Raw genomic sequence first — 16285 nt, 5'->3', positions numbered from 1 at the left:
TTTTTAAGAAGAGTTAGTATGTCTTTAATAACGCTTTATTTGCCAAAGATGGGTGAAAGTGTGATGGAAGCTGTAGTATTGGCTTGGTGTGTAAGAGAGGAGGAGGTAGTCTTTGAAGGTGCACCGCTGTTGGAGGTGGCTACAGATAAAGTTGATGCAGAAATCCCTGCTGCTTACGCTGGTAAGATTAAAAGATTATTGGTAGCAAAAGGAGCGGTGGTACCCATTGGAGCGCCTATTGCGTTATTAGAAACGGATACTGTACCACCTTTAACCCATGAAACATTCAGTTTACAACCTGATTTGGCAGCTACCATGCCATCCCTTAATGTAGCAGTTACTCCCTTTACCTCTTTGCCTACCTCTTTGCCTTTGCCATCCTTTAGCAAGGTAAAATTAACACCTTTGGCCAAGCATATTGCGCAAGAACATGGTATACGGCCAGATGAACTGGAACAGTTAGCCAGTTATGCTAAGGACCATTGGGTTACTAAAGCAATCCTTTTGGCTTATTTAAACAAGCGTATGCCAGTCAATACTTCTGATCGCCAGCTAGATCGGGTTGCCTCTATGGAGGGAGACGAGGTGATTCAAATGGATCGTGTTAGAAAACTTATTGCCGATCGTATGGTTGTCTCTAAGAAGATTGCCCCTCATGTTACCTCTTTTATACGTGCTGATGTAACGGAACTTGTTGCCTGGAGGAATCAGCATAAAGCTTCTTTTGAAGAAAAATATGGGATTAAGCTGACTTATAATCCTATTTTTATGGCAGTGATTGCGCGTGTTTTGCAGCAGTTCCCATTGCTGAATGCGGTAGTAGTGGATGATCGGATTATTAAACGCAAGCATATTAATATGGGTTTTGCGGTAGCATGCGCTGATGGTAACCTGCTCGTTCCTGTTGTGCAGCGCGTAGAGCAGCTTGGTTTGGTACCATTGGCAGCTCAGATCGATGCTTTGATCCATAAAGCACGTAGCGGTACCATTATGCCAGATGCATTAACCGGCGCCAGCTATACCATCTCTAATATCGGTTGCTTTGACAATCTGATGGGAACCCCTATTATTGTGCAACCCCAGGTAGCCATTCTTGCCTTAGGCCTTATTGAAAAACGCCCTGCTGTTGTTTGTGTTGATGGAAAAGAGCGCATAGCAATTCGTGATGAGCTGTTTCTATCCCATACCTATGACCACCGGATTATAGATGGCGCAATAGGAGGGGGATTTTTAAAATGTTTGGCCAAGGAATTGGGATCTTTTGTGAATAAGATAGGGGAGTATTCCTTTACATAATAATCAATCTTATAAATATTTAACCCTTTCCCTTGTTACAAATCTTAACTGCTATTGTAGCGTCCTCTAGATGCATCTTTTTACAATTTTTGTTTTAAAAAAATTTTTTTGTATCGTACAAATAGCTTGATTGAGTAAATAGTTAAGGGAAGCTTCCGTTTCGATTAGGCCTCATTAAAGTTTTGCGCTTATGATGAAAAGGTATAAATACGCTAGGGTCGGTTTTCTTGTTGGGTTACTGAGTTGCAATATCCTACTTTCTTGTGTAACGACAAAGAAGGACTACTTTTCATGCCCAGGGTCTTCAATTGGTGAGATGAAAACAGCATGGAATGCTTTGCCAACATTCAATAAAGCGGTTTGTCTGGCTGGATCATTTGTTTTGCTGGTGAGTTCTTTAACTGTTGGTGGATGCTATTATTTTGCTCCTGATTATAGTCGAGATAGCTTCATGATACCTAATAAAACTCATAATCCAGGAACTACTTGGCTGTTGGGGACAGCTGGTGGGATTACAGCAACTCCAGGGAACTAACAAACCCAAACATCGATCCGCAGAAAATAGATTTGATCCTTAATGCAACTACGAATAATCCAGCAGATGGCTTTCATAGTACTATGCCGGTAGCACCATTCCATAATGGTTCGACTACCAATAAGCTGGCAAAATTAAGCTTAAAAGGCTCTATGGTTTTAGACGAGAAGGTCTTGAAGGATATTCGGGAGCGCCGTTTCTCCAAGGAAAGCATGCAATACTGGGTTACCCAAGGTTTATCTGTAGATGCACAAGATCAAAAAGGGCAGACGCTATTGATGCATGCATATGAGGCAGCAACCGCCAGTAAAGCCAACCGTTTTGGCCAGACCTAGCTTAAACGATCTTATGAAGATTATTGCCTTCTTAATTGAGCATAAGGCCAATTGTAATCTACAAGATCGTGATGGCAATACCATCGTAATGCGTGCAGCACACAAGTTTGATTTTACTATGCTTTCCACTGTGATAGGTGAAGGTGCAGATCCATCTATACCAAATAAAGAAGGGGATACGCCAAAATCCTTTTTGGAAAAAAACCGTTCTAATAAACCGAAAGGCTATTCTAAGGAGGAGATGGATTTTTTGATAGAAAAAGCATTTGAGCCTCCTAAAGAAAAAGGGGAATAAATCATAGAACAAATACAAAAGTAAGCTACAAATTTCCTTATTGATATGCCCAGCTCACGCCATTTGGGTGGTCTTTGATGGCAATACCCATTTTATGGAATGCAGTCCGTATGCAATCAATTTGGTTGTAACGCTGTTCTGCTTTAGCCTCTTGGTAAAGGGTCAATAGTGTTTCTATCATTTGGTTAGTAGTAGCTGCATGTTCTTCTTTTAAACCCAATAGGTCTATCATAAAGGTAGTATAGGTATTACGCAGGTGGTTAAATGCAGCGCTTGAAATCGATGCATCACCTAGTGTACCATTGTGCCATCCATTTATTTTTTTTAACAAATTAAATAAGCTGGCTAACACCTTTGCGGTATTGAAGTCATCATTTATAGCGCTATAGCAAGCGCTACAATCTGCATGAATGGCTGCATCTAGCCTGCCATTTGTTCCCGATGGGGTTATGCCTTCTTGGTCCAGTTTCGTTAGGAGGTGCAAGCCATTCATTAATTTACGGTAACCTTGGTAGGCTGCTTTTAAGCCCTCTATCGTAATAGAAAGGGTGCTTCTGTAATGCGCCTGTAGCATAAAAAAGCGCAATGCCATAGGGCTGTAAGGCTGGTCTATGGCCAGATGGCTTCCTGTAAACAGTTCATCTAGTGTAATAAAATTGCCCAATGATTTACCCATTTTTACCCCATCAATCGTAACCAGGTTATTATGGATCCAATAGGTGACCAAATCTGTTTTTAATGCAGCTTGTGCTTGTGCGATTTCACATTCATGGTGCGGAAAAAGCAAATCCATGCCTCCCCCGTGAATGTCAAACTGCTTGCCTAAATATTTTGTAGACATCGCAGAACATTCAATGTGCCATCCAGGAAAACCCGCTCCCCAGGGAGAGGGCCAATGCATACTATGCATTGGGGTTGCTTTTTTCCATAAAGCAAAATCTACCCGTTCCTTTTTATCTCTTTGCTTGGCCAATGTACGCGTTCCTGAGCGGGTAGCTGCTATACTCCTTCCAGAAAGTTTGCCATAGTGGTGCATTTGGCTGTATGCAGCCACATCAAAATAGACAGATCCATCTACGATATAGGCTAAGCCATTTTGAATAATTTTTTCAATCATGGCAATTTGTTCCAAGATATGTCCGCTTGCGCAGGGCTCAATGCTAGGAGGCAATACATTCAGCTGTTCCATGTTTTTACGGTAGGTATAGGTGTAACGTTGTGCTACCTCCATAGGGCTTACCGCTTCCAGTTTGGCTTGTTGCTGTATTTTATCCTTGCCCTCATCCAAATCCCTTTCCAGATGGCCCACATCAGTAATATTGCGCACATAGCGAACCTTATAGTTCAAATGGTCTAGATAACGAAAGATGATATCAAAGGTAATAGCCGCACGTGCATGACCCAGATGGGCTTTCCCATAAACCGTAGGGCCACATAGATACATACCCACAAAAGGCGGCCTGAGTGGCTGAAAAACTTCTTTTTGCCTGGTTAGGCTGTTGTAGATCCGTAATATTTGATGCATCTTTGTATGAGTGAAAAATATTTTAGATTTTTGCTAGCATGTTTATGCTTCATTAGCTTTTACTATACTAAATAAATAGTACTATGATGTATAAGGTCCCCTTAGGGGGCCAAGGAAAAGAATGATTGTAAAAATACAAAAATAAAATCGCTATGTACGAACAATTTAACAAGCAAGTTGTAGGTAAAAAGGTCTGTATTGGTGCTATTCTGTTTGGCTTATTGCTATGGTTGTTCATGCGTCCTGATGCATGGAGTGAGCAAAAAAGCTTAGCGCCCTATGTGCAGCAGGTTGCCCCTGTGGAGTCCCATCAACCATTAGCGCAAAGGCTACAACCATTGGAAAAACACCTAGAAACCCCATCAACCCCAGAAGGTGCGCCTTACCTGAAATCTTTACCTGATTTTACCTATGCAGCTAAAATTGCTATACCAGCCGTGGTATATATAAAAGCATCCCGAAAGCCTCAAGTAGTTAAACGGGACGCTATTAGCCCTGTAGAGGAATTGTTTAAACAATTTTTTGGAGAAGGCATACTGGGGCCTAGAGCATATGAACGACCAGCCAAAGAATGTGCTGGTTCTGGGGTTATTTATACCAGTAATGGGTATATCGTTACCAATAATCATCTGGTTGAGGATGCAGATCAGATAGAGGTTAATTTAAATGACAATCGATCCTATAAAGCAAAATTAGTTGGTACTGATCCCTTTACCGACCTAGCACTTTTAAAAATTGAAGCATGCAATTTACCTGCTTTGGTGCTCGGTAGTTCCGATAAATTACAGGTAGGAGAGTGGGTTTTAGCCGTTGGAAATCCCTTTAACTTGTATTCTACCGTTACCAAAGGGATTGTAAGTGCTAAATCTAGATCCTTAGATAGACCTGACAATGGAAAATCTGAAAAATTAAGCATCCAGTCTTTTATTCAAACCGATGCAGTGATCAATCCAGGTAATAGTGGTGGGGCACTCGTCAACTTGTATGGAGAATTGGTAGGGATTAATACAGCTATGTATGCTTCAATGTCAGCTTCATTTATGGGATATGGCTTTGCGATACCTTCTTCTTTGGTCAAAAAGATAGCCAATGATCTCATCCAGTATGGTGCCGTACAGCGGGTATTATTAGGTGTAACCATTCGGGATGTCGATGCTGAATTGGCCAAAAAATTGGGTTTGAAGGTAATTAGTGGGGTCTATATTGATTCGGTTCAAGACAATAGTCCTTGTGTAAAGTTACTGCAAAAAGAAGATGTGATTACCCAAATTAATGGCCGAAAAATTAATAAAAGTGCAGATTTACAAGAAGTAATAGCTTGTTCTAAACCAGGTGATAAGGTAGCTGTTACGCTATGTCGTAAGGGCAAAGAGCAGGTAGTGCATATATTATTGAAAAAACAGCCTGATGCGATACAAATTGTACAAAAAGATGATACATTAAAAGTCGAAGGGGCTATATTTCAGAATCTTGATGCGCAAACCAAGAAAAAGCTTAAGCTTTCTGGAGGCGTGTTGGTTCAGGAGGTTTCCAAAGGGAAATTTCAAGCTGCTGGCCTTAAAAAGGGCTATATTTTATTAGCCTTTGATAAGCAACCTGTTGCGAGTATAGCAAGCTTAGCTGAAATGATCAGGCGTACCACAGAACCTGTTCTGATACAGGTAATGGAACCGAATAAAGGGACTATTAGCTACTTGGCAGTTGAGTTGGGTGGTAGCTCTTGTAAGCAAAAATAAGCCTTGATAGATCGTTTTGCTGGCTGCTATATGCTATTAAAAAAAATTAATGATGCGCAAAAACTTTTCTTTTAGGTATATCTATAGTTGCAGTCGCTGGTTATTCTCTTTTATTATAATGGCATGTTGGGTGCCACTATATGCAGATTCGCAAAAAGGGCTACCTGTATTAGAAACTACTGATTTTGAGTTATTGGGTACAGATGGTGGTAGCTTACATTTAACGGTTAAGGCACATAAGATGTGTCAGTACGAAAATGGAAATGCAACATTAGCAGGTGGCATAACAATCGTTTTATATGAAAATAAAGAGGATAATCCTACGAATATTCAAGCTGATACACTTTCTTATAATAAAGCAGAAGATCTTTGTGTGCTAGCAGGGAATGTACTGCTTAGTAAGCCACAGCAGCAATTAAGCATCCGCACAGAACACTTGTCTTATGATATAAAGAAAGAAATAATCTCTACAGCATTATCTATTGTAATAGTAGATAAAGAGAATATATTAAAAGGGAGTGGACTGCGTGCTACAAAGGATTTAACCAAATATACGATTACTAATCCTAGTGGAGCGGTAGAGGTAGAGCAAGCGTCGCAGTTCTAGGGAGCTCATTCATTATACTATTTATGCGTGTTTTGATAGGTTGTGGAGGTACGGGGGGGCATATTTATCCTGCTATAGCCATTGCTGATGGCATTAAGCGGCAGTTTCCCGATGCAGCGTTCTTGTTTGTAGGTACAAAAGGGGGTAAAGAGGTAGGTTTAGTAGTTGCTGCCGGTTATCCGATTATGCGGATTAGCATAAGAGGGTTGCAAAGAAATAAGCTCATTAAAAATCTATGGTTGCCTTTTCTTATTTTAAAAAGTCTATATCAAGCAAGGCGCATTATTAAATCATTTAAGCCTGATGTCGTTATTGGTACAGGTGGATACGCTTCTTTTCCCACCCTGTTTATAGCTGCTACGCAAAGGATTCCTACGCTTATTCAAGAACAAAACAGTGTTGCTGGGTTGACCAATAAATTCCTTTCTAGGTTTGTAAATAAGGTTTGTACGGGCTATCCAAATGTATTTTTTCCTTGTGCAAGGGAAAAAATAATATTTACCGGCAATCCTGTACGTTCATCGCTTTGTACCTTCCGGGAAGACCGCATGGATGCGCTTGAGTATTTTAGTTTTTCTGCCTTTCAGAATAAAAAATGCCTACTGGTAGTTGGTGGAAGCGGAGGTGCAAATCCATTGAATACAACTATTTTGGAATGGAAGGAGCAGTTGTCTGCCTTGGATATACAAGTTATATGGGTAACAGGCGAGCGGTATTTGGAGCCTATTAAAAAGGCTATGAAAGACTATCGTTATATAAAATGCTATGGCTTTTTAAGCAATATGGAAATGGCTTATGCAGCTGCGGATATTGTTATCTCTAGAGCCGGTGCTTTATCCATTGCAGAGCTTTGTGTAAGGAGGAAGCCGACTATTTTGGTGCCATCATCTAATGTAGCAGGTGATCATCAGACGAAGAACAGCTTGCCATTGGCCCATCAGGGCGCGGTGATACATGTTACAGACCAGGAATGTCCCTTTTTACTGATACCTAAGGTAATAGAACTATTGAATGACGAGGCCCAACAATTAGAGCTCGTCAAATGCATGGAACCTTTTACTACATTACACACCAATGCACAGGATAAGATTGTTGAAGTAGTGCTTGATTTGGTCAAATGCAGCGCTGATTGCTATCCATCTGAATCGTAAAGAAATTTTTACCCTGCTTTTTGCCTATCTGTTTAGCCAGTGGCGTCAAGTTGCTGAAAAATAAATTATTTTTTCTGAAGTGCTGCATTCCTTTATCGGCGGCCACTAGCACATTAAGCGCTCAATTAAAAACGCGCCCTTGGAAAAAGTGCGCAAAAATGCCTTCTTTTAGAAAGACCCAAGCATTCTATAAAATGCTCTGGATTTGAGCGCGAGATAAACCAGTAAGAAGCGTAATATCCTCTAAAGGGTAACCCTTTAAAAGCGTGGCTTTAGCTATCTCTAACTTACCTTCTTCTTTACCCTCTAGCTTACCTTCTAGCTTGCCTTTTTCCTGACCCATTTTAATACCCTCCTCTCTATATTTTTGTGCTATAGTTCTCATATTTTCTTCCCCTATTCGGATACCTTCATCCCTATATTTTTGTGCTATAGTTCTCATAATATCTTCTTTATCTTTTTTGGGTAGATGCTTTGTAATAATTTTTTCTAAAACGGGTTGTTTATCTTCAGGTAACTTGTTATCACTATACCATAGAAAATTTCTTATATAAATATAACCTTTTTCCTTATCAAGGAGAATACAAGATTTAAAGTTTTCTAAAAATTCCTCCCATAATTTAAGCGTATCACGCACATGAATATACTTCATGAAGTACTCCATCATTCCTAAATGTTGCTTCTGCTTGATTTGGTCATCTGGCATGGCATATAAGTCCACCAGTTGATAATAGACCTTCTGCAAAACCTATTTGTGATCAGCAGTTTTTAGGAGAAGCGCAGTCGCCAGCATACTAAATGTATTTGAGGAGCATAGACCACAAAATTGCCATTTAGCAATAGGTTTTGCAGAAAGTCTTATTTTAAGATTTTAAGAATGGGTATTTGTAGTTGTATCTATTTTTTATTATAGTACAGTTAAGCTTAAATATGGTCAAGCGGACCCTTTGGTTCCGTTATGCCGCATAAAAGCTTTTTTACCTATTTAAAAGTTAAGCAGCTCGCTTGGTAGGAATAGATTCGTTAGGGGCCACCCATTGAAGCCATGCTGCTTGTTGGTGATGATAGCATACAATTAAACCTCAATGTTATGAAAGCGTATATTAACTATAGAGCAGCCCTGCTTATTGGGCTATTAAGCTTCAATACCCTATCTGCTTGTGTACATACCAGGCAAGCGCTAGGTGTAAATATAAATAAAATAATAGCGGGCACGACGACGGCAAATCCTTTTGCCTTCCGAACGCACCGGCATGGGTTAAGCGTTGTTTAGCTGTACTGTTTGGTGTTGGTGTTGTTGGTGGTGCTGTTGGTGGTGCTGTTTGGGGCCTTAGTTATTTGATGGGGAATCATGGAATGATACCTAGTACAAATAATGGCACTAATGGAACCAGTTTTGGACCATTTATACCTATAACCACGACCGTCACTCCTGAGCAGGCAGAAAATTACTAAGATGCTAGAAAATGGCGAAGAACAATGGAATAGTAGTACTACAGCACAACCAACAGAACAACCATTTGCTACTACTACTACTACTACTACTACTACTACTACTACTACTAACTACTACTACTACTACTACTACTACTAACTACTACTACTACTACTACTACTACTACTACTACTACTACTACTACTACTACTACTACTACTACTACTACTACTACTACTACTACTATACTACTACTACTACTACTACTACTACTACTACTACTACTACTACTACTACTACTACTACTACTACTACTACTACTACTACTACTACTACTACTACTACTACTACTACTACTACTACTACTACTACTACTACTACTACTACTACTACTACTACTACTACTACTACTACTACTACTACTACTACTACTACTACTACTACTACTACTACTACTACTACTACTACTACTACTACTTACTACTACTACTACTACTACTACTACTACTACTACTACTTACTACTACTACTACTACTACTACTTACTACTACTACTACTACTACTACTACACTGCTATAGAAAATCCATCCAGTACTACTACTACTACTATTACTACAGAAACGCCATCTACTACTACTGCCAGTACTGCTACAGAAAAACCATCCAGTACTACTACTGAGAAACCCGATGATGACGTGCCGGAAGTTGAGAATTCTATGGTTTTAGATAAGAAGATCATGGCAGACCTTGTAGCGAATAAATTTTCGAAAGAATGTATAGAGGATTGGCTTAATAGAAAGCTACATGTAGATGCACAGATATAAGGAGGTGGGGGTACCATATTGATGGGTGCAGTAGGATATAACAATGAACCCGCTGTTGAATTCGTGCTAACTAGGGCTCCGGAGGTGGATCTAAAAGATAGTAATGGGCAGACAGCCCTAATTATGGCAGTACATGGCGATATTGATGAGCGTATTGTTAAGCATTTACTGGATCATGATGCAGATCCGTGTATAAAAGATAAGTCTCAAAATACTGCGCGATTCTATGCAGAAGAAGAAAACAACAAAAAACCTTCTGAAAAGGTGTCTAGTGTTATAGCAATGTTGGACACAGCTATAGCAGAACGGTACCCAAAGACGAAGAAATGTCCAGAGGCGTAATGCCCTAATTAAGACGATAAGCAAAAACGTGCCCTTGGAAAGGGTAACTTTTTTAAATATGTAAAAAGGTAACCGAAAAAAAGTATCTGCTACAGATCCTGAAATATTAATGGCTAAAAATATGCACAAGGATTATGATATGACCCTTAATGCTATCTGTGCAACATTAAAAATTTCCAGCGCAAGCTTTTATCGTTATATTAGCTTGTAGCATAATCATGAGACCTTCTGCAAAACCTATTGCTAAATGGCAATTTTGTGGTCTATGCTCCTCAAATACATTTAGTATGCTGGCAGACTGCGCTTCTCCTAAAAACTGCTGATCACAAATAGCTTTTGCAGGAGGTCTATGGAAATGTTTAACTGCAGCTATAGACTAAGGTTGACTCAAATAATCTTATATGAATACGCATAAATTACCGATTGGTGTTGATAACTTTCATAAGTTGGTATCTAGCGGTTACCTGTTTTGTGATAAGACAGCTATGATTGCTGATTTACTCAAAAATGGAGAAGAAGTTACCTTAATTACCCGTCCCCGTCGTTGGGGTAAGACACTCAATATGTCTATGCTGCATCATTTTTTTGCCTCAGAAGTGAATGGCGTACGTACAGCAGGTTTATTTGATAATTTAGCTATTGGAAGCTTAGAAGGTGGCAGGTACATTAGGGAACATCAAGGAAAGCACCCTGTCATTATGATCAGTTTTAAAGATGTCAATGCAGACAATTTTCAAGGGGCTTACAATGCGGTGTATGAATTGATATTGGAGGTGTATAGTTCCTATGCTTACCTATTAAAAAGTGATGCAGTTAATGAAATACAGTTCAGACAATTACATACTATCCTGAGTAAGGAAGCCAATCAGCAAGCATTAGAAAAATCCTTAAAGCTGCTCAGTCAGTGCCTCTATCAACACCATGGACAGAAGGTCTATATGCTGATAGATGAATATGATACTCCCCTAAACAAGGCTTACGGTGATGAGGTATACTTGAAAGCTATGGTTGCGTTGATGCGTAATCTATTTAGTGCTGGTTTAAAAAGTAATACTGCGCTAGAAAAAGGGGTTTTAACGGGTATATTGCGTGTTTCTAAAGACAGCATGCTCTCTGGATTGAATAACTTAGAAACTTATACTTTATTAGATGAAGCATATAGTTCCTATTTTGGCTTTAGTGAAACAGAAGCTTCCTATTTATTTAAAGCCAAAGATCTTGGTACTTCTATGGAAGAAGTAAGACATTGGTACAATGGTTATAGGGTAGGGAACTTGGTTATGTATAATCCATGGTCTATTATTTCTTGTATGAATAGATCAGGTTGTTTTGATGTCTATTGGGTAAATACGGGTAATAACAACTTAATCGAACAAAAGGTGCTTTCTAGTCATTCTGAGATTAAAGCGCAATTTGAACAATTGATGCGAGGGGAATCCTTAGCTGTATCTATCAACAAACATCTTGCTTTTGATATCTTAGATAAAGATGATGCATCTTTTTGGAGTCTTTTATTATTTGCTGGCTATTTAACCTTTGAAACAAGTCATTTAAGTGCCTATACAAATGTATATGACTGTACAGTCAAGGTTCCTAATTATGAAATATGGCGACTCTATAGTACATTTTTTCAGGAATGGTTCGTCAATCAGTTTGAACGAAGGAGGCAATATGATTCTTTTTTGAAACATTTGGTAGCTGGTGAGGTTGCTTCTTTTGTAGAACAACTTGGTTACTTCTTACGAGGCAGTGTTAGCTACTTTGATAGCTACTTTGATACCAAACAAAGTAAAACATCAGAAGGGTTTTATCATGGTTTTGTCTTAGGGATGTTATCAAGTTTGGGTATAACCTATTATATACGCTCCAACAGAGAAAGCGGTTTAGGTCGTTATGATCTGCTATTAATATCTAAAAAAGAAGGTTCAAAAGCGCTGCTATTGGAATTTAAACAGGTACGTAAAGAAGAAGAATTGGAAACTGCAGCTAAACTTGCCTTATCTCAAATACAAATACAAGCCTACCATACTGAAATATTACAATATCCTTATGTACAGGAAGTAGTAGAAGTGGGTATTGCTTTTTCAGGAAAGTCAGTTGTAGCTGCTTACGCAACTTATGATTTGGCTGGTCAACAAGCTGGTGATGTGCTGCTAACCAATAGATATGGGCAGTGTGAGGAAAGATTATAAAGAACAAATCGAAAACCTAAAAGGGCAAACATACCATAGACCTTTTAGCAATAGGTTTTACAGAAGGTCTCACGATGCTTGAGTGCTTAGATCATTTTAACAAAGCCCCTAGACCATCCTTTGATAACATCACACATATCTTTTTGCCATCTGGTGTATACATCGTATTACTAGATGAAAACAGCTGCGCCAGCAAGGCATCTATTTCCACTCCATTTAACTTTGTGCCATGCGCTATACTCGCTTTTTTAGCCAATGCCCTGATAAAAGATTCTGACGTCTCCAGTCTATGGTTGCTATTGTTCCATTTAAGTTGTTCTATAAGCCCTTCTAATAATTGTTTGGGTGCATGGTGGCTTAGTTCAGCTGGGCAGCCATGGATAATAATAGTGGATTCCCCAAATGGGTCAATGATAAAGCCTAATGCCCGTAAAATGGCTTTATTTTCTAATAAAACCATATAATCAACAGGGTTTAGGGCGAGATGTTCTGGCATAAGCAACTGTTGCGATGCCCCGCTTTTATTTTGAAAGTGATCCATAAACCTATCATACAGTACCCGTTCATGCGCCGCTTGCTGATCAATTAAAAGCGCACCAGATTGTACCTGAACAATAATATAGCTGGTATATAATTGTATAGCGGTTCCTGCGTTATGTTGGTTCTGCAGTGTTGCATCGGTTTGGTCTAATGTGGGTGGCCGTGTAGCGCTATGATCTTTTGGATCTGTAAATAAACCTTGCCACCCTTTAGGCGACGTAAAGGATGGGCTATCTGTTTTAAATTGTGTGTAATTGCGTTCTTTTTCTGAGTGTGTAGGATCGTTGTGCAATTGGATGGGATTGGTAAAGCGCAGCAGCGAGAAATTGGTATCCTGTTCAAAGTCTAAAGAATCAGCCACATGATGGGTCGCCAGACTTTTTTTAACCGCAGCTTGTACAATCACATAAAGCGCTTTTTCATCTTGAAATTTAATCTCTGTTTTCGTAGGGTGCACATTGATGTCAATCCATTGAGGATCAATTGTTAGATAGAGCGCATAAAAGGGAAAACCATCGGATGGCAAGAGCCTTTCGTAGGCATTTTTAATCGCGTGGCTTAGAAATGGGCTCTTTATAAAACGTTGGTTTACGAATAAAAACTGTTCTCCCCTTGTTTTTTTTGCTTGTTCTGGTTTGCCTATGTAGCCTTCTATGGTCACTATATTAGTAGTTTCTTTGCAGGGAATCAGTTGTTTTTTATAACTTTTTCCAAATAGATGTACAATTCTATGGCTTAATTTTTCTGGTGATAGTTTATATATTTCCATATCATTGTGGTAAAGCCTCCATCCAATCTCTGTTCTGGCCAGTGCTGCATGTTGGACTTCTTCTAGGATATGCTTGAATTCTACCGGGTTAGATTTCAAGAAGTTTCTTCGTGCTGGAACATTATAAAATAGATTTTTAACGCTCACCTTAGTGCCTGGTGGTGTAGCGATTGCTTCCTGTTTTTTGATTTTAGATCCCTCTATAGCAATAAAAACGCCAGTAGGCGCTTCATGTAGACGGGTTTCCATTTCTACCTGTGCCACTGCTGCGATAGAGGCCATAGCTTCTCCTCTAAAACCCATGGTTTGTATTTTAAATAGATCATCGGTCTTTGCAATCTTAGATGTTGTATGTTTTTCAAAGCAGATTCGCGCATCTGTTTCCCCCATTCCTATTCCATCATCAATCACTTGAATAAGTTGCTTTCCAGCATCTTTTATAACGATTTTTATGTTTTTTCCTCCTGCATCTATTGCGTTATCGAGTAGTTCTTTGACTACAGAAGCAGGGCGTTGTACCACTTCCCCAGCAGCTATTTGATTAATCAGTAAGTCAGAAAGCAGATGAATGGTATGCATGATAGTAATCGGATATAATGGTTAACATAGACCTTCTGCAAAACCTATTGCTAAATGGCAATTTTGTGGTCTATGCTCCTCAAATACATTTAGTATTCTGGCGACTGCGCTTCTCCTAAAAACTGCTGATCACAAATAGGTTCTGCAGAAGGTCTCATATTTAGCATATATGCATTTGTAGATTCTAATTTTTTTTGGTACTATGGATAACACAGACCTTAGCAAGAAGATATGGTTTTTACTGTGTTTTTTGGTCTTAAAGATGAGGAAAAATTACTGTCCTTATAGACCTTTCATGGGTATTTGGGGGGCTATGCAACTTTTCAGTTACCATAGACAGCCTTCACTAGGCATGCAGGTGCATTATAACCATGTAAGATGATTCGATAAGCAGAATGGTTGCTAGGCAAGAGCCATCCTATAGCCGCCAGGTTGCTCAACGGGCTGCTATTTATACTAGTAAAAAAACAAACATGAACAGGAATATACATAAAAATCAATTCGTATGCAAAAAATCCATGCTTAAAAATATAGCGTTATTAACGATTATTTCTTTTTTACTTGGTAATCAAGTGAATTGTTTTTGGTCTTTTGCTGAATGCTGATTCTGGTGCAAAACGCAAGCGACCTGCGTCATCTTTGTCAGCCAGGCCACAAGGTCGAGGAGTAGAATCTCAAGCTAGTATATTTGATTCAGAAGATCATGCGAGCTGTTCTCTGGGTGTGGTAGGTTACTTAAAGAGGGATCATCAGATTGCGCTTATAGAGATCGATGCGCCAGACCAGTTTGGGGGAACGGAATATAAAAAAATAGGGCTGCTATTTTACGCTGCTCGGTCTTTAAAAGATTGTGTAGGGATGGCTATTTCCAATAAAGGGGTTGTGTTATCCTATTTTGATGGGAGTAGTGAGCCGCTGATGAGCAGCTGTATAGAGGTTGATGGCCAGTGGCTTGATGGGTTATTTGAAGAAAAGCAAGTCAAACCATTGCTTGATCAAGATGGTCGTAGTAGGATACGAGCAACCTGTACTACTGATTTTAGGCTTTTCAAGCTTTCAGATTATGGTGTAGCACCACTTGATGGTACCAATAGCCTAGCGCTTCTTGAAGGGAGCCAAGATAAGAAAAGATTTGAAGCGCTTTATCATGCAGGTTTTATGGTTACAAAGCGCATGCCTGCATCCACTAGTGCGTTAGCCCAGCTGATCAGACATCTTTCCACCAATACCCTTCAGCATACAGATATGGTCTGTTCTGCGCTGGTTTCTGACAATAGCTTACAACCTAAAAACAAATCAGCCAATATTCCCTATTGCTATATTGGAAATGGTTGGCGTTACCGGCTGATGCCCTTAAACAATGGCTTATGCGCTGGATATTGTTACCATCATGGGGCTATCGATAGAAGGGCCGCCCAGAAAGTAGATGGTTTAAACCCGCCGCTTCCAGTGGCAGTAGTGGTGGAAGATGGTTTGGAAAAAACTAAAGAAACTGCTGATGTAGCGATCCAGTCGGACTTGGTTCTATCACGAGAAGAATCTTGTAGTGATGATGAATATTCTTGGGATGACTCCTACAACTTCCCGTCTTTTTGCGCAGAAGAAGGTGATGATGAATATTATTGGGATGGCTCCTACAACTCCTCGTCTTTTTGTGCAGAAGATGGTGATGATGATCATACTCTAAATATGCAATCCAATACATCTAATATAAGTGACGGTAGTACTGACTCCGATAGCAATAGTGATGAAGATAGTGGTTACGGAGAGGAATACACTGATGAGCAAAAAAAAGGTCATAGTTCTTTGGAAGATTCTGGTATATATGATGTACGGTGATGGCCTAGAAGATAATCGTATAGAAGTTAAAAACGATGATTATCAGGTGGAAGAAGTTGATTATAATCCTAATATACTAAAGGGGTGTAATGAAGCTGTACAGGACTATTATCAGCTAGTTTATATTAATGATAAATGATAGGCTAATTGATCAACCAAAAAGTAGGGTCTGTCCATATAAGTGTTTATTTTGTATAAAACACATTATATATCTTAATAGAATCGATCCAATAATATTTAAATTAGGATAATGTTATGTTGATCTACTTAAGTAACCAGGATAA

General features: G+C 39.3%; 16 protein-coding genes. 12 read left to right on the top strand and 4 right to left on the bottom strand.

Annotated elements, in window-relative coordinates; translation table 11 throughout:
* Nucleotides 1-18: 18 nt before the first annotated feature.
* From FPG78_RS04615 to FPG78_RS04605, 4 genes are all read left to right on the top strand, one after another.
* On the top strand, nucleotides 19-1296 hold the full coding sequence (locus FPG78_RS04615) for a dihydrolipoamide acetyltransferase family protein (protein ID WP_144086823.1): 1278 nt from the start codon (nucleotides 19-21) through the stop codon (nucleotides 1294-1296).
* A gap of 316 nt (nucleotides 1297-1612) precedes the next feature.
* Complete coding sequence (locus FPG78_RS07775) at nucleotides 1613-1831, top strand: hypothetical protein (RefSeq protein ID WP_223262011.1); 219 nt, start codon at nucleotides 1613-1615, stop codon at nucleotides 1829-1831.
* A gap of 32 nt (nucleotides 1832-1863) precedes the next feature.
* Nucleotides 1864-2166, top strand: coding sequence for a hypothetical protein (locus tag FPG78_RS04610; RefSeq protein WP_186292465.1), 303 nt, complete (start codon nucleotides 1864-1866; stop codon nucleotides 2164-2166).
* Nucleotides 2153-2461, top strand: coding sequence for an ankyrin repeat domain-containing protein (locus tag FPG78_RS04605; RefSeq protein WP_223262010.1), 309 nt, complete (start codon nucleotides 2153-2155; stop codon nucleotides 2459-2461). The genes FPG78_RS04610 and FPG78_RS04605 overlap by 14 nt, the downstream gene beginning before the upstream one ends.
* A gap of 37 nt (nucleotides 2462-2498) precedes the next feature.
* Here the strand turns inward: FPG78_RS04605 and cysS are convergent, their stop codons facing one another.
* Nucleotides 2499-3986 (bottom strand): cysteine--tRNA ligase, encoded by a 1488-nt coding sequence (gene cysS, locus FPG78_RS04600; protein ID WP_144086820.1) that lies wholly within the window; start codon nucleotides 3984-3986, stop codon nucleotides 2499-2501.
* Nucleotides 3987-4138: 152 nt separating this feature from the next.
* Between cysS and FPG78_RS04595 the strand changes: the two genes are divergently transcribed.
* From FPG78_RS04595 to murG, 3 genes are all read left to right on the top strand, one after another.
* Nucleotides 4139-5722 carry a Do family serine endopeptidase gene (locus FPG78_RS04595; protein WP_144086819.1) on the top strand — a complete coding sequence of 528 codons (1584 nt, stop codon included), beginning with the start codon at nucleotides 4139-4141 and terminating at the stop codon, nucleotides 5720-5722.
* 118 nt (nucleotides 5723-5840) lie between these two features.
* The gene (gene lptC, locus FPG78_RS04590) at nucleotides 5841-6329 is read left to right on the top strand and encodes an LPS export ABC transporter periplasmic protein LptC (RefSeq protein ID WP_186292463.1); all 489 of its coding nucleotides are present in this window, start codon (nucleotides 5841-5843) and stop codon (nucleotides 6327-6329) included.
* Between the two features lie 23 nt (nucleotides 6330-6352).
* A complete protein-coding gene (murG, locus tag FPG78_RS04585; RefSeq protein ID WP_144086817.1) occupies nucleotides 6353-7480 on the top strand; it encodes an undecaprenyldiphospho-muramoylpentapeptide beta-N-acetylglucosaminyltransferase in 1128 nt (375 codons plus the stop codon).
* A 187-nt stretch (nucleotides 7481-7667) separates the two neighbouring features.
* Here the strand turns inward: murG and FPG78_RS04580 are convergent, their stop codons facing one another.
* A complete protein-coding gene (locus tag FPG78_RS04580; protein WP_223262009.1) occupies nucleotides 7668-8225 on the bottom strand; it encodes an Rpn family recombination-promoting nuclease/putative transposase in 558 nt (185 codons plus the stop codon).
* A 300-nt stretch (nucleotides 8226-8525) separates the two neighbouring features.
* Between FPG78_RS04580 and FPG78_RS04575 the strand changes: the two genes are divergently transcribed.
* Complete coding sequence (locus tag FPG78_RS04575) at nucleotides 8526-8753, top strand: hypothetical protein (RefSeq protein WP_223262008.1); 228 nt, start codon at nucleotides 8526-8528, stop codon at nucleotides 8751-8753.
* Between the two features lie 247 nt (nucleotides 8754-9000).
* The gene (locus tag FPG78_RS07180) at nucleotides 9001-9495 is read left to right on the top strand and encodes a hypothetical protein (protein ID WP_186292462.1); all 495 of its coding nucleotides are present in this window, start codon (nucleotides 9001-9003) and stop codon (nucleotides 9493-9495) included.
* On the opposite strand, the gene FPG78_RS07770 is transcribed toward FPG78_RS07180, so the two are convergent.
* Nucleotides 9482-9784, bottom strand: coding sequence for a hypothetical protein (locus FPG78_RS07770; protein ID WP_223262070.1), 303 nt, complete (start codon nucleotides 9782-9784; stop codon nucleotides 9482-9484). The two genes, FPG78_RS07180 and FPG78_RS07770, sit on opposite strands and share 14 nt — an antisense overlap.
* On the opposite strand from FPG78_RS07770, the gene FPG78_RS04565 reads away from it, so the two are divergent.
* Together FPG78_RS04565 and FPG78_RS04560 are read left to right on the top strand one after the other, a co-directional pair.
* Nucleotides 9762-10082, top strand: coding sequence for an ankyrin repeat domain-containing protein (locus FPG78_RS04565; RefSeq protein WP_186292460.1), 321 nt, complete (start codon nucleotides 9762-9764; stop codon nucleotides 10080-10082). The two genes, FPG78_RS07770 and FPG78_RS04565, sit on opposite strands and share 23 nt — an antisense overlap.
* Before the next feature lie 401 nt (nucleotides 10083-10483).
* Nucleotides 10484-12274 carry an AAA family ATPase gene (locus FPG78_RS04560; RefSeq protein WP_144086814.1) on the top strand — a complete coding sequence of 597 codons (1791 nt, stop codon included), beginning with the start codon at nucleotides 10484-10486 and terminating at the stop codon, nucleotides 12272-12274.
* Between the two features lie 91 nt (nucleotides 12275-12365).
* Here the strand turns inward: FPG78_RS04560 and mutL are convergent, their stop codons facing one another.
* Nucleotides 12366-14162, bottom strand: a complete 1797-nt coding sequence (gene mutL / locus FPG78_RS04555) for a DNA mismatch repair endonuclease MutL (RefSeq protein ID WP_144086813.1) — start codon at nucleotides 14160-14162, stop codon at nucleotides 12366-12368.
* Between the two features lie 591 nt (nucleotides 14163-14753).
* Here mutL and FPG78_RS04550 point away from each other — a divergent pair.
* Entirely contained in the window at nucleotides 14754-16001 is a 1248-nt protein-coding gene (locus FPG78_RS04550; protein ID WP_144086812.1) for a hypothetical protein, read from the top strand.
* Nucleotides 16002-16285 lie beyond the last annotated feature (284 nt).

Origin of the sequence: Cardinium endosymbiont of Dermatophagoides farinae (assembly GCF_007559345.1) — a bacterium.
Classification (GTDB): Bacteria; Bacteroidota; Bacteroidia; order Cytophagales; family Amoebophilaceae; genus Cardinium.
This window is presented reverse-complemented; position numbering and strand designations above follow the sequence as displayed.